This window comes from Streptomyces sp. D2-8, from assembly GCF_023184515.1.
GTDB lineage: Bacteria > Actinomycetota > Actinomycetes > Streptomycetales > Streptomycetaceae > Streptomyces.
Genome location: NZ_JAAHBP010000003.1, coordinates 409,102 through 429,453 on the forward strand (window position 1 = coordinate 409,102; position 20,352 = coordinate 429,453).

At 69.8% G+C, this 20,352-nt stretch carries 18 protein-coding genes and 2 pseudogenes; 13 read left to right on the top strand and 7 right to left on the bottom strand.

Going from position 1 to position 20,352, the window contains the following annotated elements:
- Positions 1-367: 367 nt before the first annotated feature.
- Both G3I77_RS08165 and G3I77_RS08170 read left to right on the top strand, forming a co-directional pair.
- Positions 368-646 carry an alpha-amylase gene (locus G3I77_RS08165; RefSeq protein WP_248501952.1) on the top strand — a complete coding sequence of 93 codons (279 nt, stop codon included), beginning with the start codon at positions 368-370 and terminating at the stop codon, positions 644-646.
- A 354-nt stretch (positions 647-1,000) separates the two neighbouring features.
- A complete protein-coding gene (locus G3I77_RS08170) occupies positions 1,001-4,096 on the top strand; it encodes a glycosyl hydrolase (protein WP_248501953.1) in 3,096 nt (1,031 codons plus the stop codon).
- A gap of 216 nt (positions 4,097-4,312) precedes the next feature.
- On the opposite strand, the gene G3I77_RS08175 is transcribed toward G3I77_RS08170, so the two are convergent.
- Together G3I77_RS08175 and G3I77_RS08180 are read right to left on the bottom strand one after the other, a co-directional pair.
- Complete coding sequence (locus G3I77_RS08175) at positions 4,313-5,011, bottom strand: response regulator transcription factor (RefSeq protein WP_248501954.1); 699 nt, start codon at positions 5,009-5,011, stop codon at positions 4,313-4,315.
- A pseudogene (locus tag G3I77_RS08180) lies at positions 5,008-5,523 on the bottom strand (sensor histidine kinase); the annotation flags it as partial. The pseudogene G3I77_RS08180 and the gene G3I77_RS08175, both read right to left, overlap by 4 nt.
- A 229-nt stretch (positions 5,524-5,752) precedes the next feature.
- Between G3I77_RS08180 and G3I77_RS08185 the strand changes: the two are divergent.
- Positions 5,753-6,814: a TerC family protein gene (locus tag G3I77_RS08185; protein ID WP_248501955.1), complete on the top strand. Its 1,062-nt coding sequence runs from the start codon at positions 5,753-5,755 to the stop codon at positions 6,812-6,814.
- Positions 6,815-7,368: 554 nt separating this feature from the next.
- Here G3I77_RS08185 and G3I77_RS08190 read toward each other — a convergent pair.
- On the bottom strand, positions 7,369-7,806 hold the full coding sequence (locus G3I77_RS08190) for an STAS domain-containing protein (RefSeq protein WP_248501956.1): 438 nt from the start codon (positions 7,804-7,806) through the stop codon (positions 7,369-7,371).
- Between the two features lie 392 nt (positions 7,807-8,198).
- Positions 8,199-8,366, bottom strand: a complete 168-nt coding sequence (locus G3I77_RS08195) for a hypothetical protein (RefSeq protein WP_248501957.1) — start codon at positions 8,364-8,366, stop codon at positions 8,199-8,201.
- 30 nt (positions 8,367-8,396) lie between these two features.
- Between G3I77_RS08195 and G3I77_RS08200 the strand changes: the two genes are divergently transcribed.
- Positions 8,397-8,672: a LysR substrate-binding domain-containing protein gene (locus G3I77_RS08200; RefSeq protein WP_248501958.1), complete on the top strand. Its 276-nt coding sequence runs from the start codon at positions 8,397-8,399 to the stop codon at positions 8,670-8,672.
- Here G3I77_RS08200 and G3I77_RS08205 read toward each other — a convergent pair.
- Together G3I77_RS08205 and G3I77_RS40615 are read right to left on the bottom strand one after the other, a co-directional pair.
- Entirely contained in the window at positions 8,669-8,980 is a 312-nt protein-coding gene (locus G3I77_RS08205; protein ID WP_248501959.1) for an NIPSNAP family protein, read from the bottom strand. The genes G3I77_RS08200 and G3I77_RS08205 overlap by 4 nt on opposite strands.
- A 384-nt stretch (positions 8,981-9,364) precedes the next feature.
- On the bottom strand, positions 9,365-9,817 hold the full coding sequence (locus G3I77_RS40615; protein WP_282572658.1) for an OsmC family protein: 453 nt from the start codon (positions 9,815-9,817) through the stop codon (positions 9,365-9,367).
- Here G3I77_RS40615 and G3I77_RS08215 point away from each other — a divergent pair.
- Positions 9,804-10,088 carry a hypothetical protein gene (locus G3I77_RS08215; RefSeq protein WP_248501960.1) on the top strand — a complete coding sequence of 95 codons (285 nt, stop codon included), beginning with the start codon at positions 9,804-9,806 and terminating at the stop codon, positions 10,086-10,088. The two genes, G3I77_RS40615 and G3I77_RS08215, sit on opposite strands and share 14 nt — an antisense overlap.
- 833 nt (positions 10,089-10,921) lie before the next feature.
- On the opposite strand, the gene G3I77_RS08220 is transcribed toward G3I77_RS08215, so the two are convergent.
- Positions 10,922-11,422, bottom strand: a complete 501-nt coding sequence (locus G3I77_RS08220; protein ID WP_248501961.1) for a cupin domain-containing protein — start codon at positions 11,420-11,422, stop codon at positions 10,922-10,924.
- A gap of 462 nt (positions 11,423-11,884) precedes the next feature.
- Between G3I77_RS08220 and G3I77_RS08225 the strand changes: the two genes are divergently transcribed.
- The 8 genes and pseudogenes from G3I77_RS08225 to G3I77_RS08260 all read left to right on the top strand — a co-directional run bounded on the left by G3I77_RS08225 (position 11,885) and on the right by G3I77_RS08260 (position 20,278).
- Positions 11,885-13,309, top strand: a complete 1,425-nt coding sequence (locus G3I77_RS08225) for an amino acid permease (protein WP_248502622.1) — start codon at positions 11,885-11,887, stop codon at positions 13,307-13,309.
- 36 nt (positions 13,310-13,345) lie between these two features.
- Entirely contained in the window at positions 13,346-14,575 is a 1,230-nt protein-coding gene (locus G3I77_RS08230) for an arginine deiminase (RefSeq protein WP_248501962.1), read from the top strand.
- A gap of 22 nt (positions 14,576-14,597) precedes the next feature.
- A complete protein-coding gene (argF, locus tag G3I77_RS08235; protein WP_248501963.1) occupies positions 14,598-15,599 on the top strand; it encodes an ornithine carbamoyltransferase in 1,002 nt (333 codons plus the stop codon).
- 3 nt (positions 15,600-15,602) lie between these two features.
- The gene (locus G3I77_RS08240; protein ID WP_248501964.1) at positions 15,603-16,526 is read left to right on the top strand and encodes a carbamate kinase; all 924 of its coding nucleotides are present in this window, start codon (positions 15,603-15,605) and stop codon (positions 16,524-16,526) included.
- 124 nt (positions 16,527-16,650) lie between these two features.
- Entirely contained in the window at positions 16,651-17,571 is a 921-nt protein-coding gene (locus G3I77_RS08245; protein WP_248501965.1) for a universal stress protein, read from the top strand.
- A 617-nt stretch (positions 17,572-18,188) separates the two neighbouring features.
- The gene (locus tag G3I77_RS41120; protein ID WP_374385366.1) at positions 18,189-18,368 is read left to right on the top strand and encodes a universal stress protein; all 180 of its coding nucleotides are present in this window, start codon (positions 18,189-18,191) and stop codon (positions 18,366-18,368) included.
- 28 nt (positions 18,369-18,396) lie between these two features.
- Positions 18,397-19,419, top strand: a complete 1,023-nt coding sequence (gene adhP, locus G3I77_RS08255; protein ID WP_248501966.1) for an alcohol dehydrogenase AdhP — start codon at positions 18,397-18,399, stop codon at positions 19,417-19,419.
- Positions 19,420-19,424: 5 nt separating this feature from the next.
- A pseudogene (locus G3I77_RS08260) lies at positions 19,425-20,278 on the top strand (universal stress protein).
- Positions 20,279-20,352 lie beyond the last annotated feature (74 nt).

Below are 20,352 nucleotides of genomic sequence, written 5' to 3' on the forward strand. Positions count from 1 at the left end.
ACGAGGATGACGCCGTGAGTTGAAAACTTTCAGCAACATCTTGCAGACTCGAAGGAGGGGTTCTCTTTCGGTCTGCTCGACGCCGCGCCCTGACGGCGGCGAAGTCCCATGACAGGAGTAAGTCCTGTCGCTTCACTCGCAGGAACATCCGTCGGCCCACGCTGCTGAGCTGGCTGTTTATGTGCACGGGGGTCGAGCCTCGGGTCATTGAAAGCTGTACTGCAAAGATCTGAAAATTGCCGCAAAACTTTTCAGGGCGCTCCGATCCGCGCATACGCTGAGGACGACCGTTCACCCATTGAAGGGAAGCAGTGCGATGCAGCGGTTTGTGCGTTCGACTTTCGTGTTCTGTGCGATGGTTCTGGCCGTGACGACATCCGGCGCGGCGGCTCACGCCGAATCCCGGACGGATGCCGGAAACCCGCTCGCCGCACCCGACTGTGTGCGGTTCAGCGCGAGCTGGCGCTACACGCTCGTCACCAGCGACTGCTTCGACACCCACACCGTGAAGGTCGTGTACCGCGACGGCACCGACGTCCCCTGCCGCCTGGCGCCTCCGGGAGCCCTGATCACCTTCCCTGGGTACGGCACCATGGGCAATGAGGTCTTGGGCGTGGACCTGTGCGACACGGGTGAGGGCGCCTGACCGCACCGCGAGGAACGGCGGTCACCTTGGGTGGAGATCCGTGCCCTGGTCCGGAAGCTGACTGGCCGTCAGTTGTCCGTGTGCTCAGGCATCGAGGCGGGCACTACCCCGTCCCAGGCCGCCTGGCACCGCACGTCGGTCGACCCCTACGACACCCCCGGCACCGACCGCGTGCGGCACCGGTGCGACACGGTCGTAGCCGTCTCGGACTCCTACGAGGATCCCTGCCCCGAGCGCGGGACGCGGCTGTCGCGGAGTGCGCGCCAGGAACCGATGTTGGCTTGAAGTGTTGACCGTTCGCGGTCACGAGCCTACGTTGACGGCGTCTTGAGAGCGCTCTCAAAGGGGTTGCGCATGAGATTCCACAGACATCTGGCGCTGCTGTCGGCGGCCGCCCTTGCTGCCACGGGGCTGGCGGCCACCGTCGGCAGCGGTGTCGCCTCCGCCGCCACCATCGAGGTCGGCAAGGGGAGCTACAGCGACGTTCGGCCGGCCGGGAGACAGGGCCCGTCCGACAGCGGCGGCCAGGCCGTCAAGCCCAAGGTCACGCCCGCCGTGGCGGACAAGCCCGTGCCGACCAACGACTGGTGGTCCTCGCTGATCTTCCAGCGGTTCGCCGGCAATCCCTGGTCGGAGAACATGTACGGACACCCCCTCACCTACAAGGCGGTCTCCGGCGGACTGGAGGTCGGCTACCCGACCACCCCCCAGATCGTCGGCGGCGGCCGCCAGTACGAGTTCGCCCACAAGGCAGACCTCACCCTCGGTCTCGCCGGTCTCAACTCGCCCGACGCCAAGGCGGACGGGTGGAGCGACTGGACCGTCACCCCGTACTGGAACGACGGTGCGCGCACCCTGCGGGCGACCATCGGCCACGGCCTGCCGTACGTCTACGCGGAAGGCACCGGCGGCGCGGCACGGATCAACGCCACGGCCCCGCCGACCGTCTTCGCCGACCAGGGCAACGTTCTCGGCGTCACCATCTCCGGCCACCACTACGCGCTGTTCGCCCCGAGCGGCAGCGACTGGACCGTCTCCGGCAACGACATCCGCGCCGACCTCGGCGCCAAGGACTACTTCTCCCTGGCGGTCCTCCCCGCCAAGGAGGCGCTCGCCGATTACGAGAAGTACGCCTTCAGCTTCGTGACCGGCTCCGAGGTCGACTGGGACTACCGAGAAGGCGACGGCGAGGTCAAGGCGACCTACACGCTGACCACCGAGGCGCAGGAGGGCGAGGAGACCGGCACCCTCCAGGCGCTCTACCGCCACCAGTGGCTGCACACCTCCGACCCGTTGACCGACTACCGCTACGTCTCGTCGCGCGGCGAGATGAAGGTCCGCGAGGGCACCTCGTTCACCACCACGCAGAAGGTGAACGGCGTCCTGCCGGGGCTGCCGAGCGCCCCCGGCGTCGACAAGGCGAAGCTCAAGACGTACATCAACGACGTGCTGACGCAGGGCGATCCGTTCAGCGGTGCCGTCGACACCTACTGGACGGGCAAAGCCCTCGGCAAGCTCGCCCAGCTCGTGCCGATCGCCGACCAGATCGGCGAGACGGCCGACCGCGACAAGCTCCTCCAGCTCATCAAGGCCCGTATGGAGGAGTGGTTCACCGTCGGCGGCCCATCCGAGTTCTCCTACGACAAGGACTGGCGCACCCTCATCGGCTACCCCGCCTCGTACGGCAGCGACCAGGAGCTGAACGACCACCACTTCCACTACTCGTACTACGTGCTGGCCGCGGCGATCGTGGCGCAGTACGACCCGCAGTGGGCCGCCGACTCCGAGTGGGGCGGCATGGTCGAGGAACTCGTCAAGGACGCGGCCAACCCGGCCCGGGACGACACCACGTACCCGTTCCTGCGCGGTTTCGACGTCTACGCGGGCCACAGCTGGGCCGCCGGCCACGAGGCCTTCGCCGCGGGCAACAACCAGGAGTCGTCCTCGGAGTCGATCAACCTCAGCGCGGGCCTGATCATGTGGGGCTCCGCCCTGGGCGACAAGGCGCTGCGCGACCAGGGCGTCTACATGCTGACGACCGAGTCCGAGTCGATCGCGCAGTACTGGTTCGACGCCGACCAGGAGGTCTACCCCGAGGAGTTCACCCACGACGTCGTCGGCATGGTCTGGAGCAGCGGCGGCGCCTACGCGACCTGGTGGACCGCCAACCCCGAGGAGATCCACGGCATCAACTTCCTTCCCGTGAGCGGCGGTTCGCTGCACCTGGCCAGGGAGAAGGACATGCTCCGCCGCAGTGTGGCCGAGATGGAGAGGGAGAACGGCGGCCCGGCCGTCGAGTGGCGGGACATCTTCTGGCAGGTCCAGGCGCTGTACGACCCGGACAGGGCCATGGCGGCCTGGAACCAGGGGAACGGTGGCTACGTTCCCGAGGACGGCGAGACCAAGGCCCACACCTATCACTGGGTCGGCACGCTGAACTCCCTCGGTGCGCCGGACATGACCGTCACGGCCAACATGCCGACGGCCGTCGCCTTCGACAAGAACGGCACCAGGACGTACGCGGCGCACAACTACGGAGCAGAGGAGTGCTCGGTGCTCTTCTCCGACGGCGCCGTGCTGAACGTCCCGGCGAAGTCGACGGCGTCCGGAGCGGGCGACGACACCCGCCTCGGGACGCTCTGCGGCGCCGCGGGCGGCGCTGAGGAACCGCCCCCGGCCGACGAGAAGCCCACCGCACCCGGCACCCCGGCCGCGACCGACGTCACCGACACCTCCGTCAAACTGACCTGGGCCGCCGCGACCGACGACAAGGGCGTCAAGAACTACGACGTCCTGCGCGGCACCACGAAGGTCGCCACGGTCACCGAGACCGCGTACACCGACACCGGACTGACCCCCGGCACCGAGTACAGCTACAGCGTCAAGGCCCGCGACACGGCAGGCCAGGTCGGTCCGGCCAGTGGCACCGCGACCGTCACCACCACCGGGGACGCCCCTCCGCCGTACGTCACGGGCGACACCTTCTACCCCCGGCCGGGCGGCACTCTCACCAGCGAGGCGGCCGCGACGGGCTCCTCCGACACCGTCCCGTCCGCCGGCGGCACGAACAACGACGGCACCCCGAAGGACCCGCTCGTCTACGAGGTGAAGAACGTCAAGGGCGCCCTGAAGCCGGGCTCCGGCACGGCCTTCACGTTCAAGGTGGACGCGGGTGGCTCCGTCGGACACGCCCAGCAGGCCCGGGTGTCGTACGACCTGACCGGTGACGGCACGTTCGACCGCGTCGAAACGTTCCGCTACTTCGCCACCGACCCGATTCCCGGCTGGGAGGACTACTCGTCGGCCCGGCAGGGTCTGCACTCCGCCTCGGGCACCCTGGGCGACCTGACCGGCGGCACCGTCCGCGTGGAGGTCTGGAGCGCCCTGGGCAACGGCCCGTCCACCCTCCAGGTGGGCACGGGCTCGGTCCTCACCATCCCGTTCACCTGACCAGGAGCTCGACCGCGCCCGGTGGCGACCGTCCAACGGCGGGCCGGGCACGCAGCGATCGGCTCCGGCCACTGGTCGGCCCTGGTATCCGGCGAACGTCCTCCCCGGTGCCAGGGCCGCCCGCGCGTAGGCGCTCGCTGACCGCCTCAGCTGCCATGGCCGATCACACCGCGCAGGCACCCACCGGCTCGGCCAGGCTCACAGCATGGCTTCGGTCTACGTCTGCTCGGTGGACTGCTCGGCGGTCTCGCGTGCGCCGGCGCTGACCAGCCCTGTCTCGTAGGCGACGATGACGGCCTGGACACGGTCGCGGAGCCCGAGTTTGGCGAGGATGCGGGCGACGTGCGTCTTGACGGTCGTCTCGGCCAGGTGGAGGCGGGTGGCGAGTTCGGCGTTGCTCAGCCCTCGGGCCAGCAGGCCGAGGACCTCCAGTTCGCGTGGGGTGAGCGAGGCGAGGTCGCGGTGGAGGGCGGCGGTGTCGCTGCCGGGTCGGGTGAACCGTTGCACGAGGCGGCGGGTGATGGCGGGCGCGAGGAGAGCGTCGCCGGTACGGACCGTGCGGACGGCCGCGGTCAGATGCTCGGGGGTGACGTCCTTGAGGAGGAAGCCGCTGGCCCCGGCGGACAGCGCCGCGTAGACGTACCGGTCCAGGTCGAAGGTGGTCAGGATGATGACGCGGGGTTCGCCGGGGGCGCCGGTGAGGATACGGCGAGTGGCCTCCAGGCCGTCCATCTCGGGCATCCGGACGTCCATCAGCACCACGTCGGGACGTGTGCGGCGGACCGCTTCGACCGCTTCGGTCCCGTCGGTCGCCTCGGCGACGACGTCGATGCCGTCGGCGCCGAGGATCAACCGGAACCCGGTGCGGACCAGGGTCTGGTCGTCGGCGAGGAGCACACGCAGCGGCTCGGTCACGGTGTCTCCAAGGGGATCAGGGCCTCCACACGGTAGCCGCCGGTCAGGCGTCGGCCGGTGTTCAGGGTTCCGTCGTAGACGGCGAGGCGCTCGCGCAATCCGATCAGGCCCCGGCCGGCTCCGGCGGTCACGCCCGCGCCCGGGTGTCCACCGGTGTCGGTGACTTCCACCCGGAGCCGTTCCGGGCGGTACTCGACGGTCACGGCGGCGGTGGCGCCGGACGCGTGCTTCACGGTATTGGTCAGGGCTTCCTGTACCACGCGGTAGGCGGCGAGTTCGAGGCCCGGCGGGAGGGGACGGGGCGGGCCGGTCACGGTCAGGCCGACGGGCGCTCCGGTGTCCCGGACCCGTCCGACCAGTGTTTCCAGCTGGTCCAGGCCGGGTTGCGGGGCCAGCTCCGCCGCCGCATCGGCCGGGTCCGCGGCGTTGTCCGTCCCCTTGTCGTCGTCCGCCATGGTGAGCAGTCCCATGACGTGACGCAGCTCGGTCATGGCCGCCCTCCCGGCCTGCTCATCGCCACCCTGGGCGCGCTCCTGCCCGCCGGCTGGGCCGCCAGGGCCCAGCCGCCACGGGCCTGCGCACCGAATAGCAGGCCAGGTCAGGTCAGGCTGTTCTTTTCGCCCAGCCTCACGCGGTGGGGCTGGGCTTTTGTCGATTGCTGAGGTCGCCCGGCGCGGTGAGATGCCGGAGACTCCTGTATGAGGGCCTGCGGCGGTGCGGGCCGTGGAGAGGGTGACCGGTGTGTTGGAGGTCCCGCTCTGGCTGTGGGTGGCGTTCGCCGCGACGGTGGTGGTGTCGCTGGCGGTGGACCTGCTTGCCCACCGCACGGAACATGTCATCGGCTTCAAGGAGGCCGCCGCCTGGAGCGGCGTGTGGGTGGGACTTGCACTGGTCTTCGGTGCGGTCGTCTTCCTTGTCCTGGGTACGACGGCCGGTACCGAGTACACCACCGCGTGGCTGCTGGAGAAGAGCCTGTCGGTGGACAATCTCTTCGTCTTCGCCGTGATCTTCGCCTACTTCAGGGTGCCCCGTGCCTACCAGCACCGTGTCCTCTTCTTCGGCGTCATGGGCGCTCTCGTCTTCCGCGGAGTCTTCCTCACTCTGGGTGTCGCCGTGGTCAGCCGCTTCACCGCGGTGCTCTTCGCCTTCGCGGCGGTGCTCTTCTACAGCACCTACAAGCTCCTGAAGGGCGAGGAGGAGGGCTTCGACCCCGGCAAGAGCTTCGCCCTGCGGATCCTCCGCAAGGTCGTCCCGGTTCGGGACGAGTACGCGGGCATGAAGTTCTTCGTCAAGGAGGCCGGCAAGCGCGTGGCCACCCCGCTCCTTGCGGTGGTCGCCGCGATCGAGGCTGCCGACCTGGTCTTCGCTGTCGACAGCGTCCCTGCTGTGCTAGCCGTCAGCGACGACCTCTTCATCGTCTATACCAGCAACGCATTCGCCATTCTGGGTCTGCGGGCCCTGTACTTTCTGCTCTCGGGCCTGCTGGACCGCTTCCACTACCTGAACATGGGCCTGGCGGTCATCCTCGGCTTCATCGGCGTCAAGCTGGTCCTCCAAGCCGCCCACAAGACGATCAGCCCCAGCGTCCCGGAAATCCCCTCACTGATCAGTCTCGCTGTCATCGTCGTCGTGCTGGCCGCATCCGTCGTCCTCAGCATGCGGAGACCCCTCCCGCCCCAGTCGGCCGCCGCCCCACAGTCAGACATGGCCACCAAGACCCCCGGGACCGTCAGCTCTCCGCGGGCGGAGCGGGAACGGCGCGACAGCCCTGAGGAGCACTCTGAACGCCGGGATGATGACTGAGGAGGTGACGTATCCCCTTCCATAACCGGACAAACTATAGTTAAAGAATGAGTAAACGGGAGCATGAGACCGGCCCTCAGGGGGCGATTGTGTGCCCGGTCTGCAAGCGGCCTCTGCGGATGATCGTCAAGAGACGGCACAAGACCTTGGGAGTCTTCGTGCCCGTGTGGGGTCCGGGCCCCTGCCACACCCCTGACTGCCCCGAGTACCTGAAGGAACCGGAGTCCAGCCACCCCCTGGAGCGCTGACACCACATCCGGCACCACGCGCCGGACGCTGCCGGCGGCCGAGCGGGTGGCCGGAGGGTGCCGGCCCATCCGCCTTCTCCGCGAACACGACGAGGCGCTGCCGTTGTCGAGGGAACGGCGACGGCACCCCCGCCGCGCACCGGCAGGTCCCACCCCATGCAAGACCATCTCCGGCGTCACGTGAGCGCGGATGAGCCGCATGTCAGGAGAAGTTCGCCTCCGTCAGCGGGCCGAACCGGGTGTTGGTGACGAGAACATCGAGTGCGTGGGCTTCCGCCCACTCCGGAGGCGGTTACGGGCCCGCCCTCAGGACGCGCTCCCCAAGGCAAGCTGAGTGGTCAGACCCGCCCGCTCCGCAGTGGCCCGGAGCACCCCGCTGGCTCGGGTGAACTGCACGTCGATATCGGCCAGGGGCAGAGTCCGGCGAATACTCAGCAGGGTGTACAGACCCGGGTAGTCGCAGAAGGTGATGCCCGACAGGTTCAGCACCAGCAAGCCGCCGGTGGAGTGGGCGGCGAGTACGGCAAGATGCTCTCGGAGGGCATGCGCGGTGTCGGCGTCGAGCTCTCCCGCGAGGTGCAGCTCCAGTCGCGGCGGAAGGCGTCCTCCGCTCTTCCGGCGGACGGACAGTCTCGAGGACGAAGCCGCCGCCTGGGGCTCTTGTGGCAGGGGCGGCTCATCGCCGTCCGCCAGTGCGGCATCCACTGTCTCGTCGTCCTGCGGGTTGGGCTGAGATGGTGGCATCGGCTTTCCGGATCGGCTCGGCGACAGTTGCCGACCAGACTTCCCGGCGCACCAGGCAGCGCCAGCAGCGCTTCCATTCCCGCATCTTTGCACAGGGTAAAGATGCGCTTCAACCACCCTGCGCAGACCTTCGCCCTGCCGGCGTGATCGCCGTCTTCAGGCCCGCAGACGGCCGCCCCCGGCGGCGGCCGTCTGGCTGCCCGCAGAGTGCGGGCTACGGCGGCCGGCCAGTCCCCCTGCGCTCGAGTCGTCACCCCCGAGATGCGCACGGCCCGGGCGACGCGGCTCCTGCCGGACGTCAACTCCCTTCCCGGCTTTGTACTGCTCCTTCGTCGCGGCCTCCCGGCGATTCCTGCATGCGCAGCGCCTGGGCCGCCATCCACACCACCGACTTACGACCGCAGGCAGGCCAGGACGAACACGGCGATGCCGATGAGCAGGGCCAGCCCCGCGTAGACGCCACAGTGAGCGGTTTCGTCCAGCACGCGCGTGGCACGGGGTGCGGCCGGCTGCGCGGTGGCGGCGGGCCCGGCGGGCGAGCCTCGGATTCGCGGCAGCATACTGCCGCCACTGCCGCCGCGTAGTCGGTGATGCTCCTGCGCGGCGCCCCACCCTGCTGCACCGCCGACATCGCCGCGCAGCTCGCCCTCGCACGGTCCGGCCTCGCCACCGCGCTCGTCCCCCGGACTGCCATCGACCCGGCCACACCCGGAATCCGCACGGCGCCCATCGAGGACCGCCCGATCCTGCGCCTCCTGTTCGCCGCGACCCGTCACACCGAGACCGCGAACCCGACCACCACAGCCGTCGCAGCGCTGCGCACCGCCGCGCGGCAGGGTCGCGCCAGGCACGTCCCGGCGGTCTAGGACAGGCCGTCGAGCGGCCGGAGGAAGCGGCGCTCGTACCGCTTGATGCAGCGGGTGTCACGAGCCAGCGCGAACGCTTCCTGGCACTCCGCGTCGGACATGCTGTCCGTGCGGTACTGCTCGTACGCGGCCAGGCTGGGAAAGGAGAAGAGCGCGTAGGCGATGTCGCTGTCGCCCTCACTCGGCAGGAAGTAGCCGTGGTGCGTCCCGCCGAAACGGTTGACGAGCCGGACCCAGCGGCGACCGTACTCCTCGAAGTCCTCAAGCTTGTCAGCGTCGATCTCGTACTTCAGGTGAATGGTGATCATGCCTGCATGATGCCGTGTGACGGTTCGGACTTCGTGAGCAGAGCCAGGGGGCGGCCACGCGGCGAGGGAAGGGTCGAGCCGGGCGAGGTGGCTGACGCGGGTGCGGTCCAAAGGATGCCCGCTCCACCAGGCGTCGAGGCGGATCAGGTGTGGCGCGACAGCAGCGAAGACGTGCTCGAGGTGGGTCTTTCGCAGGCCGCGGTAGCGGGCGGGGCAGTGCCTCCACGAGGTCGTCCTCGGCGCCGCCCCTCGCGTCGCGGATGATCCGGCGGGCGTCCTCGCGCAGGCGGGTCGCCCGCAGACCGGTGCTGGAGCCACCGTGTGCGCGTTGCCGTAGGCCGGCAGAGCCTGCTCGCGGATGAAGTCCTCGACGAAGGCAGGCGCTCATGGCTCCAGCTCGATGGCGACCTCGGGCGGCTCGTGGAGGGTGTTGTGCACCGTGCAGTGCGAGGCCACGGCCAGCAGGGCAGCCCGGCGCTGCTCGGTAAGACCCGGCGGCGGCACGACCACGACGCGCAGGGAGGCGACCCGGGCAGGCCGGTCGGTGGCCATGGTGAACTCCGTACGGACCCGCAGGCCGGTGCGGTGCAGGCCGTGCCGGTGGAGGTAGCGGCCCGCGTAGAAAGCGACGCAGGTGGCCAGGGAGGCGGCGAACAGCTCGGTGGGGGTGGGTCCGGTGTCCGTGCCGCCCGTCTCGGTGGGCTGGTCGACCTGGAGACGGTGGCCGCGGATGTCCACGGTGTAGGCGTCCTGATCGACGTGGGAGACCTCGAAACGCTGCACGTCCGCCTCCTGCGGCCGGTTGGTGTCGAGGTTCTGCTGCGTGCTGGCGGTCATGGCCGGGCCCTTCTCGCTTGTGCCGACTGCTGCCGGATTCCAGTCGACAGCGGACGGCACGGCGGGTCGAGGGGCCGACGGGGTGCGGCAGGGGCCGTTCGGCCCTCGTGCAGACGGCCGTGCCGACATACCCTGCTGGGTATCTTTTGTCAGCTACGGCCTTCCCGGAGCCGTCGGCCTGCACCATGCGCTGGAGCGCTTCGACGGCGGCCGCATCGTGATCGACGTCGCGGACTTGCTGCTCAAGTGCCCCGTCGAACCAATGGAGTGACCGGTGTCGAAGTCAGAGGGAGGCAGAGTTCCTGCGCGAGGGGCCGGCGGGCTCGGAACCGTGCTCGCCCAGGCTCGCGTGCAGGAGGAGCAGGCGGGCCAGGTCACGCGCCTCGCCAGGGGTGAGTGCCGCCCACACTCCCGGTTCGCCCCCCTGGTCCCGGCCCACGGCCAGGGTGACCCGGGTGATGGGCCGGTCCGCGGGTGCGAGCCGTAGGCATCGCACGGCGATCCTGCGCCCGCAGGTGGTCACGAGAGAGCCGCCCTCGCTCGTGGGGAGGCCGTCAGGTCCGTCTGGTCCTGTCGTCGCCATCGTTCTCACGCTCCTGTGCCGGGAAGGTGACGGTTCCCGGCGGGTGTCTTCCCGGGGCCTGTAATACCCGACGAGGTATAAGTGGAAGCGTCGCGCAAGGCCGCGTTGTTCCCGTGCTCGCGGCTCGGGGTATCCGAATCCGCGATCGACAGGGAGGGACCCCGTCCGGCTCGCCGGCTGCGCCGGACGGTGCCTGGTGCTCTTCAACCACCCGGCGGACTTCACGCCGGTGTGCACCACCGAGTTCGTCGCCTTCACCGAACTCGCCGACGAACAGGGTCTCTTCTGTTCGGTCTCGGTCAGCGGAGGGGTGTGTCCTCGCTGCTGTCGCCTGCCGTGCGGGTGCGCGCAGTCCGTCATCCTGTGCCCTGAACGTACCTGGCGCGTCGGCAGGTACGTCATCACAGCCCGCTCGCACGGAAGTCCAGGCATCGGGGATGTTCCGTGCCGGCTTGACGATCTCCAAGGTCAGGGCGAGTTTGCCCACGGCAGACCGGTGCGGGGCCTGCCGGTCCGACGAGCTACAGGAACTCGCTCCGGTAGGTCGAGGCCAACTCTGCCGCGCGGCGGCGGCGCTGCGCGAGTTCGCTCTCCGACAGCTGCGGCGGCGGCGCATCCTTGCCCGCGACGATATCGCCGATGCGCATGGAGTACTCGTCCTGTCCGGCGGGGGTGCACATGCACAGCATGCGGGCCGGCGCGCCCGAAGCGTTGCGGAAGCTGTGCGGTGCGTCGGCCGGGATGTTGATCGTGGACCCGGCCTGTACGGTGTGCTTTTCGCCGCGGAAGGTGAACTCGATCTCGCCTTCGAGGATGGTGAACATCTCCTCGAAGTCGTGCCGGTGCGGCGGCGGGCCTCCGCCGTCGGGGACATGCATGTCGATCAGGCAGTATCGGCCGTTGGTCTGCTCGCCGGTGACCAGCATGCCGTAGGTGTTGCCCACCAGTGAGATGTACGTCGTGCCAGGGTCGTCGGGGTTCGCCACGGTCAGCGAGCGGGACGGATCGTCGTCGGGGATCACCGAGGTCGTCTCCTACACGGGTGAGTCGGGTGAGTCGGGTGGGCGTCAGGTGCCGGGCGTGACGACGACCTTGCCGCTGGGCGAAGCAGGTCGAGGAGGGCGGTTTCGACACGCAGGACGACGCGATTGAACGCCTCAGGCGTTCAGTCGATGCGGGTGTCAGGCGAGCCCTCAACGCCTCGCGAGAGGAGCGGGCGTTCCCGGGTGGTACCGCGGTGTCGTGGGCCGGTCGGAAGCGATCACAGGGACCATCGGCCTTCCTCGATGGACCGGTAGCCACTGATCGGCACGCTCCCGCCGCAGCAGGATCACTCACAGACCGACTCGCCTGCTGAAACGGCCGGAACCAGGAGTGCTGCCATGCCCTCGACTTCAAGAGAACCCGAATCCCCGGGTGGGACAGGTACAGATCGCCTGCCCAGTGCCAAGTCCTCGCTCGGTTTGCCCGCAGCCACCGCCCTGGTGATCGGCAGCATCATCGGAACCGGGGTTTTCGCGCTTCCGTCCGCACTCGCGCCGTACGGGCCGATCTCCCTCGTGGCCTTCGTGGCGGTGACGCTCGGCGCCTTGGCGCTGGCGCTGACGTTCGGAGCGCTGTCCAGGCGCACCTCGTCCAGTGGCGGACCTTACGTCTACGCCCGGGAAGCGTTCGGGGAATTCGCCGGGTTCCTCAACGCCTGGTCGTATTGGATCACCGCGTGGGCCGGAAACGCGGCGATCGTGGTGGCGTGGGTCGGGTACGTCGAAGTGTTCGTCAACACCGGTCACCGGGTGAGCGGTTCGGTGCTGATCGCCTTGGTGGGACTGTGGATCCCCGCAGCCGTCAACCTCACCGGCGTGCGGAACACGGGCGCCTTCCAGGTGATCACGACGGTGGTGAAGTTCGTACCGCTGATCTTCATGGCCACCATCGGGCTGTTGTTCGTCGACCCGGACAACTTCGGTCCCTTCAATGCCAGCGGGCAGTCCACGCTGGGGGCGATCTCAGCGGCCGCGGCCATCGCCCTCTTCAGCTACCTCGGGCTGGAGGCAGCCTCTGTGGTCGCCGGGCGGGTACGGGAGCCCGGGCGCAACGTGCCCCGTGCAACCGTCTACGGAACGCTGGCCTGCGCGGTCATCTACATCCTGGGCACGCTCGCCGTCTTCGGTACTGTCTCGCACGGCGCGCTGGGCTCGTCCACCGCACCGTTCACCGACGCCGCCAACAGCATCTTCGGCGGCACCTGGGCGGGTAACACCGTGGCCGTGGCTGCCATCGTCTCCGGCATCGGCGCACTCAACGGCTGGACGATGCTCTGCGCGGAGATGCCGTACGCGGCCGCCCGTGACGGACTCTTCCCCGGTGCCTTCGCCAGGACGCGAGGCACCGGCGGAGTACCGGTCTTCGGCATCGTCGTCTCGACCGTGCTCGCCTCCCTGATCACGGTGTTCAGCTACACACGCTTCGACGACGTCTTCACCAAGATCGTCCTGCTGAGTGTGTTCACCGCGGTGATCCCGTACCTGTTCTCCGCCGCCGCACAGTTGTACTGGGTCCTGATCCGTGGCCGGGACGGCCTCACTCTCGGCCGACTGGTCCGGGATGTCACCGTGGCCGCACTCGCCATGGCCTTCTCCTACTGGTCGATTCAGGGCAGCGGCTACCAGACGGTCTATTACGGCCTGTTCGTGCTGTTGCTCGGCCTGCCGGTGTACGTCTGGCTCAAGCGGACCCGCCAAGGTGAAGCGTCCGACGAACCCACGCCGACGGCGTCCGACAGCTCGTCCGGCTCGGCCGTGACCGTCCTTCCTGACCCACGTGCACCGGAGACAGCGGCCGCTCGCCTTCCCGGCCGCCGGACGACGGTCGTTCGCTTCCGTGGAAGCGCCCGGCGCGACAAGCACTGACCACTCGTCACCCCTCCCTCCCTGGAGCTTGCGACCATGACCGTCTTCCACGTCGATTCCGAGGTCGGCCGACTTCGCCAGGTCATCCTGCACCGGCCTGGACTCGAACTCTCCCGCTTGACCCCTCGCAACGTCGACGCCCTGCTGTTCGACGACATCCTGTGGGCCAAGCGCGCCCGCGAAGAGCACGACGCCTTCGCCCAGGCCCTGCGGGACCAGGGCGTACGCGTCCACTACTTCGCCGACCTGCTCGCCGAGGTCCTCGACACGGCCGCGGCCCGCACCTGGCTCCTGGACCGGATCATCACGCCGGGCGCCGTCGGCCCCGCCCTCGCGGAGCCGATACGGCACCTGTGTGCCGATCTCGACGGTGAGACACTCGCCGGCTACCTGATCGGCGGCCTGCTCAAGGACGACCTGCCGCTGACCACTCCGAACAGCCTGTTCTGGAGCGCACTCGGTGAGGAGGACTTCGCCCTCACCCCGCTGCCCAACCATCTGTTCCCACGTGACAACTCCTGCTGGATCTACGACCGGCTCTCCGTCAACCCCATGGCGAAACGCGCTCGGCGCCGGGAAAGCCTGCACGCTGCGGCCGTCTACCGCTTCCACCCGCTGTTCGCCGAGTCCGCCACCAGCCCGATCCTGGAGGAGTCCTCGGCCCCCGGCGGCCCGGGCACCCTGGAAGGCGGTGACGTCCACGTCCTGGGCAACGGCACGGTCATGGTCGGCATGGGTGAACGCACCACCCCCCAAGCCGTCGAGGCCCTCGCCACCCGCCTCTTCGCCGAGGGCACAGCCAGGCGCTTGCTGGCCGTCCAGCTCCCCGCAGCACGGGCGTACATGCACCTGGACACCGTCCTGACCATGGTCGACCGGGACGCCTTCGCCATCTATCCGGGCCTGGCCGACTCCCTGCGCTCCTGGTCCTTGCTGCCCAGCACCGATCGTGCCTGCGGCTTCGACGTCATTCCCGAGTCCGACCTCGCCACTGCCCTGGCCGAGGCCCTCGACCTGGACAAGGTCCGCATGTTGTCCGCACCGCAGGACGTGCGCGCGGCCGAGCGCGAACAGTGGGACGACGGCAGCAACTTCCTCGCCGTGGCCCCCGGTGTCGTCGTCGGCTACGAGCGCAACGTGACCACCAACACCTACCTGCGCAAGCAGGGCATCGAAGTGATCACCATCGCCGGCGCCGAGCTCGGCCGCGGCCGGGGCGGCCCCCGCTGCATGAGCTGCCCCATCGAACGCGACCCGGTCGTCTGACCGCCATCCACGAGGAACCGCCATGAGCATCGACCTACGAGGCCGCTCCTACCTGAGCGAGCTCGACTTCACCGCACCGGAGATCAGTCATCTCCTGGACCTCGCCGCCGACCTCAAGGCGGCCCGGCGCCTGGGCACGGAACGGCCGCGCCTGACCGGCCGGCACCTGGCCCTGATCTTCGAGAAGACCTCCACCCGTACTCGCTGCGCCTTCGAGGCCGCCGCAGCCGACCAGGGGGCCGCCACCACCTACCTCGGCCCCGGGGACACCCATCTCGGCGCGAAGGAGTCCGTCGCGGACACCGCCCGCGTCCTCGGCCGCATGTTCCACGGCATCGAGTACCGAGGCTCTGGCCAGTCGGTCGTCACCGACCTCGCCGAATACTCCGGCGTGCCGGTCTTCAACGGGCTGACCGACACCACCCACCCCACCCAAAGCCTCTGCGACGTCTTCACCATGCGCGAAAGGAGTTCGAAGCCCTTGGCGGAGATCAGCTACTGCTACCTCGGGGACGCCCGCAACAACATGGGCAACTCCCTGCTGTCCATGGGCGCCCTGCTCGGCATGGACGTGAGAATCGCCGCCCCCAGCGCGCTGTGGCCCGAATCCGGCCTCGTCACCGCGTGCCGCTCCCTCGCCGCCGTCAGCGGGGCACGCATCACCCTGACCGAGGATGTGGAGGAAGCCGTCCACCGCGCCGACTTCCTCCACACCGACGTGTGGGTGTCCATGGGCGAACCCACAGAAACCTGGCGGGAGCGCGTCGAACTGCTGCTGCCCTACCGCGTCGACGACAAGACGATGGCGGCGACCGGCAACCCGGACACCAAGTTCATGCACTGCCTGCCGTCCCTGCACGACCGCAGCACCCGTCTGGGCAGGCAACTGTTCGACGCCTACGGGCTGGACGGACTCGAAGTCACCGACGACGTGTTCTCCTCGCCCGCCTCCCTTGTCTTCGACCAGGCCGAGAACCGGCTGCACACCATCAAGGCCGTACTCGTCGCCACCCTGGAGGACTGAGCCATGCGTATCGTCGTCGCCCTCGGCGGCAACGCACTTCTGCACCGGGGCGAACGCCCCGACGCCGCGGTGCAGCAGGCCAACATCGACAGGGCCGTCACCGCCCTCGCCGCACTCGCCCGTGACAACGAACTCGTCATCACGCACGGCAACGGCCCCCAGATCGGCCTGCTGGCCGTCGAAAGCGCCGCCGATCCCGCCCTGTCCACTCCCTACCCGCTGGACGTCCTGGGTGCTCAGACGCAAGGCATGATCGGGTCTTTGCTCGCCCGGGCCCTGCGAGGTGCCCTTCCCGGACGGCAGGTCGCCGCCCTCGTCACCCACACCGTGGTCCGTGCGGGCGACCCGGCCTTCGAGCGGCCCACCAAGTTCGTCGGCCAGGTCTACTCGCGGGAGGTGGCGCACGTACTCGCCCGCAAGCGCGGCTGGCACATCGCCAAGGACACCACGGGATGGCGCCGCGTCGTCCCGTCCCCGGCGCCCGAGGCCATCGTGGAGACGGACACCGTCCGCGCCCTGCTGAGCAGCGGAACGCTGGTCGTCTGCGCCGGCGGCGGAGGCGTCCCCGTCACGGCCGATCGCGACACCGGCGAGCTGACCGGGGTCGAAGCCGTCGTCGACAAGGACCTCACGGCCGCCCTCCTGGCCGAGGAACTCAAGGCGGATCTTCTGCTCATCCTCACCGACGTCCCGAACGTGTACGTCGACTTCGGCACGCCTCGCCAGCAGCCCGTGCTCGACGTGACTCCCGCGCAACTTCGGGACAGGACCTTCCCCGAGGGTTCGATGAAGCCCAAGACCGAGGCCGCTGCCCGGTTCGTGGAACGGACCGGTGGCCTGGCCGCGATCGGAGCCCTCGATGCCGCGTACGCCATCGCCCACGGCTCGTCGGGGACGCTCGTACGACCCGAACTCGCCCTCGGATAAAGGGCAGCGGACGGCGAACCGGAGAGCCGGGGGCCGGGACGGTCGGCTTCCGACCAAGGACCAGTGGCCCCTGCTGTCACCGCCTGACGGGACCAAGACTTGAGCAGCCTGAAGGAGGACTTCCATGACCCGCACCATCACCGTCGGACTGGACGGCTCGCCGGCGAGCCTGGCTGCCGCAGACTGGGCCGCGCGCGAGGCACAGCTCAGGGGCCTGCCCCTGAGGATCGTGACCGCGTGGGAGTGGCAAGCCCCCGCCTTCGCACCGGCGACCGGGCTCGGTGTGCCGGTGCCGCCGAGCGACCTCCAGCGGGCATCGGCACAGCGCCTGCTGGCCCAGGCGCGGTCCCGCGTCGGCGAAGCCCGTCCCGGGCTGCGGATCGACACGGACGAGATCCCCGGTCTGCCCGTCCCGGCTCTGCTGAAGGCCGGCGAGGACGCCGAGCTGCTGGTACTGGGCTCCCGCGGACTGAGCAAGGCGGCGGGGTTCCTGCTGGGTTCCGTCTCCCATGCCGTCCTGGCCTCGTGCGAGCGGCCCGTCGTCCTCGTCCGCGCTGCCGAGCACGGCGAGGAGGAGGCGCCTCCGGAGACCTCGGCACGCGAAGTCTCCGCCGTCACCGGCCACCGTGACGTCGTCCTGGGACTGGACCTGCACAAGCCCAACGACGCAGTGATCGACTTCGCGTTCGACGCGGCTTCCCGGCGCGCCGCACCCCTACGGATCATTCACGGCTGGACGCTGCCGCCCTACTACTACGGCGGCGCGCTCATGCCCGACCTGAACGACGGCATGGTCAAGCAGGTACGGAGCGAACTGTCCGACGTCCTGCGACCGTGGCAGGAGAGGTACCCCGCCGTGGAGGTCCACGCGCAGGCCACGATCGGTGGTGCCGGGCGCCACCTGGTCGACGCCTCCTCCGACGCCGCTCTCGTGGTGGTGGGCAGGCAGATTCGTCGGGCGACGGTCGGCGCTCATATCGGTCCGGTGACCCAGGCGCTGCTGCATCATGCCGCCGCTCCCGTGGCGGTGATCTCGCACGATTGACCGAGGAAGGACTGCTCAGGACAGCGAACGCCCTCAGGAGGGCTTCTCCCTGTCCGACCCTCAGCCCACCTGTAGGCGGTTGGTGAGACACCGCCGCGTACAGGTGGGCTGTTCGTTCGTCCGGTGGTGGCCGAAGGTCCCTGTGGATTGGGGCCGTTGAGTCCCTGGGGTGTGGACCTTCGGCGTCGGGTGCGGGGTGGCGGGGAGCGGGAGAGTGAGGGGTGTCAGGAACCGACCGGATCTTCCCTGAAGGAGGCACTGTCATGGCCGTGCACCGGCCCACGCACCGTAGTTCGGGTTTCCACCTGCCGTCGTTCCGCCGTAACCGCGCCCGAGCGGCGGACCGGGGCTCCGGCCGAGATTCTGCTCGACGCCGCCCGTGACGCAGAAATGCTGGTGCTGGGTTCGCGCGCACGAGACCGTCCTCACCGTCGGCTTCGAGGAGGCGCGGCGCCGGTGGGCCCCGCTGACCCGCCCTCCCGGTCTGGAACCTGCCGGCCTCCTACGCCTACGCCCTGGCCGCCGGTTACGACCAGCGTGAGGACCTCGCCCAAGCCCAGGCCGAAGCGCTCACCGAGGCGCTGCCGCCCCGGCGGGAGAAGTAACCGGACGTCGAGGTGACCTCGGCGTCCCGGCTCGGCAGCCCCGCGAACCACCTCGTCGACGCGGCCCGCGACGCCTCCCTCGTCGTCGGCCGCCGTGTCCGCCGCAGTCCGTTCGGTGTGCACATCGGCGCCGTCGCACACGCGGTCGTGCACCACACCACCCACCCCGTCGCCGTCGTCGCGCACGAGTGACCCGGCTGGCACCGAAGGAGAAAGCACCATGAAAGCAGCGGTCGTCAAGGAGTTCGGGGCACCTTTGGTCATCGAGGAGCGCCCCGACCCCGAGCCCGGCACCGGCCAGGTCCGCGTGCGTATCGAGGCGTCGGGCCTGTGCCACACCGACATCCACGCCGCGCGTGGCGACTGGCCGGTCAAGCCCACCCCGCCGTTCGTCCCCGGCCACGAGGGCGTCGGCATCGTCGAGAAGCTCGGCGCCGACGTGACCCACCTCGCCGTCGGGGACCGCGTCGCCGTGCCCTGGCTCGGCAAGGCGTGCGGACGGTGCGAGCATTGCCGGTCCGGCTGGGAGACCCTGTGCGAGAGCCAGATCAACACCGGGTACGGCTGCGACGGCGGGTACGCCGAGAAGATGCTGGCCTGGGCCGACTTCGCCCAGCCGGTGCCCGAGGGCGTCAGCGCCCTCGACGCCGCCCCGCTCACCTGCGCGGGCGTCACCACCTACAAGGCGCTGAAGGTCGCGGACGTCAGGCCCGCCCAGCTCGTCGCGATCTCGGGCGTGGGCGGACTGGGGCACCTCGCGGTGCAGTACGCGAAGATCGCCGGAGCGCGGGTCGCCGCGATCGACGTCACCGACGACAAGCTGCAACTCGCCCGGGAACTCGGTGCCGACATCGTCATCGACGCCCGCACCCAGGACGTCGGCGCCGAGCTGAAGCGGCACGGTGGAGCCCATGCGGCCCTCGCCCTTGCGGTGAACCCGGCTGCTTTCCAGGCCGTCAACTCCGGTCTGCGGCGCGGCGGGAGGCTCGTCATGGTGGCCCTGCCGGCCCACGGCACCCTCCAGGTCCCGATCTTCGACACCGTCCTCAACGGCACCTCGGTCATCGGTTCCATCGTCGGCACCCGGCAGGACCTCGCCGAGGTCTTCCAGCTGCACGCCGAGGGTCGCACGAAGGTCATCCGGGAGACCCGCCCGCTCGCCGCCGTCAACGACTGCATCGACGAGGTCCTCGGCGGCCAGGTCAAGGCCCGGATCGTGTTCGATCTCAACGCGGGAGGCTGAGAACGATGTACCTGCCCGTCGGCCGCCCGGTCGACGGCTCCGAGTCGAGCCTCAGGGCCGTCGACCGGGCGGCCGACGGGCCGCCCTGCACGGAGTACCCCTGCGGATCGTCCACGCCTACCGCTGCAAGGGCGCCGCGCTCGCCCGAGAGCTCGGCAAGCCGTCCGGTCGCGTGACCTCCGACGACATCCTCGTCGTCGCCACCCACCGGGCCCGTCGTCACCACCCGGACCTCGCCTTCACCACCGAAGCGCCGGCCGAAGAACCGGAGTACGTCCTCCTGCGCGAGGCCCGCAGCGCCTCCGCCGTGATCGTGGGCACCCGCGGGCACGGCGAACTCGCCGACCTCCTGCTCGGCTGCGTCAGCCTGACCGTGGCCACCGCGGCGGACTGCCCGGTCATCGTGATCCGCGGAAACCACGCCAACCGGGCCGCCGACGGCCGACACGGTCGCATCGTCGTCGGCGTGGCCGACGCGCCCACGGCGTCGGTGCGCTTCGCCGACGAGGAGGCCCGGCGGCGCGGGGCCGCCCTGGACGCGGTACGGGCATGGCGATGCCCCACCCACGACATGGCCGACCACCCGCTGCTCGCCGGCACGCCCGAGCGTGTGCACGAGGAACAGGCGGCCAAGGAACTGAAGGCCGCGCTCGCCGACGCCCCAGCGGACGTGCGCCTGCGTCGGCACACGGTCGAGGGAGCCGCCCGCCGCGTGCTGCTGACCGCCTCGCACGAGGCGGACCTGCTGGTCGTCGGCCGACGGCGTCCCGGGCAGTTCGGGCACCACCTCGGCCGGGGCGCCCACACGCTCCTGCACCACTCCGCCTGCCCGGTCGCGGTCGCACCCGACACGGCGTGACGGTCCCGGGTTGCCGCGCGCGGGACGACCGGTGTGGGACCGGGGGCCGACCGGCCCACCGAGTACCGCCGGTC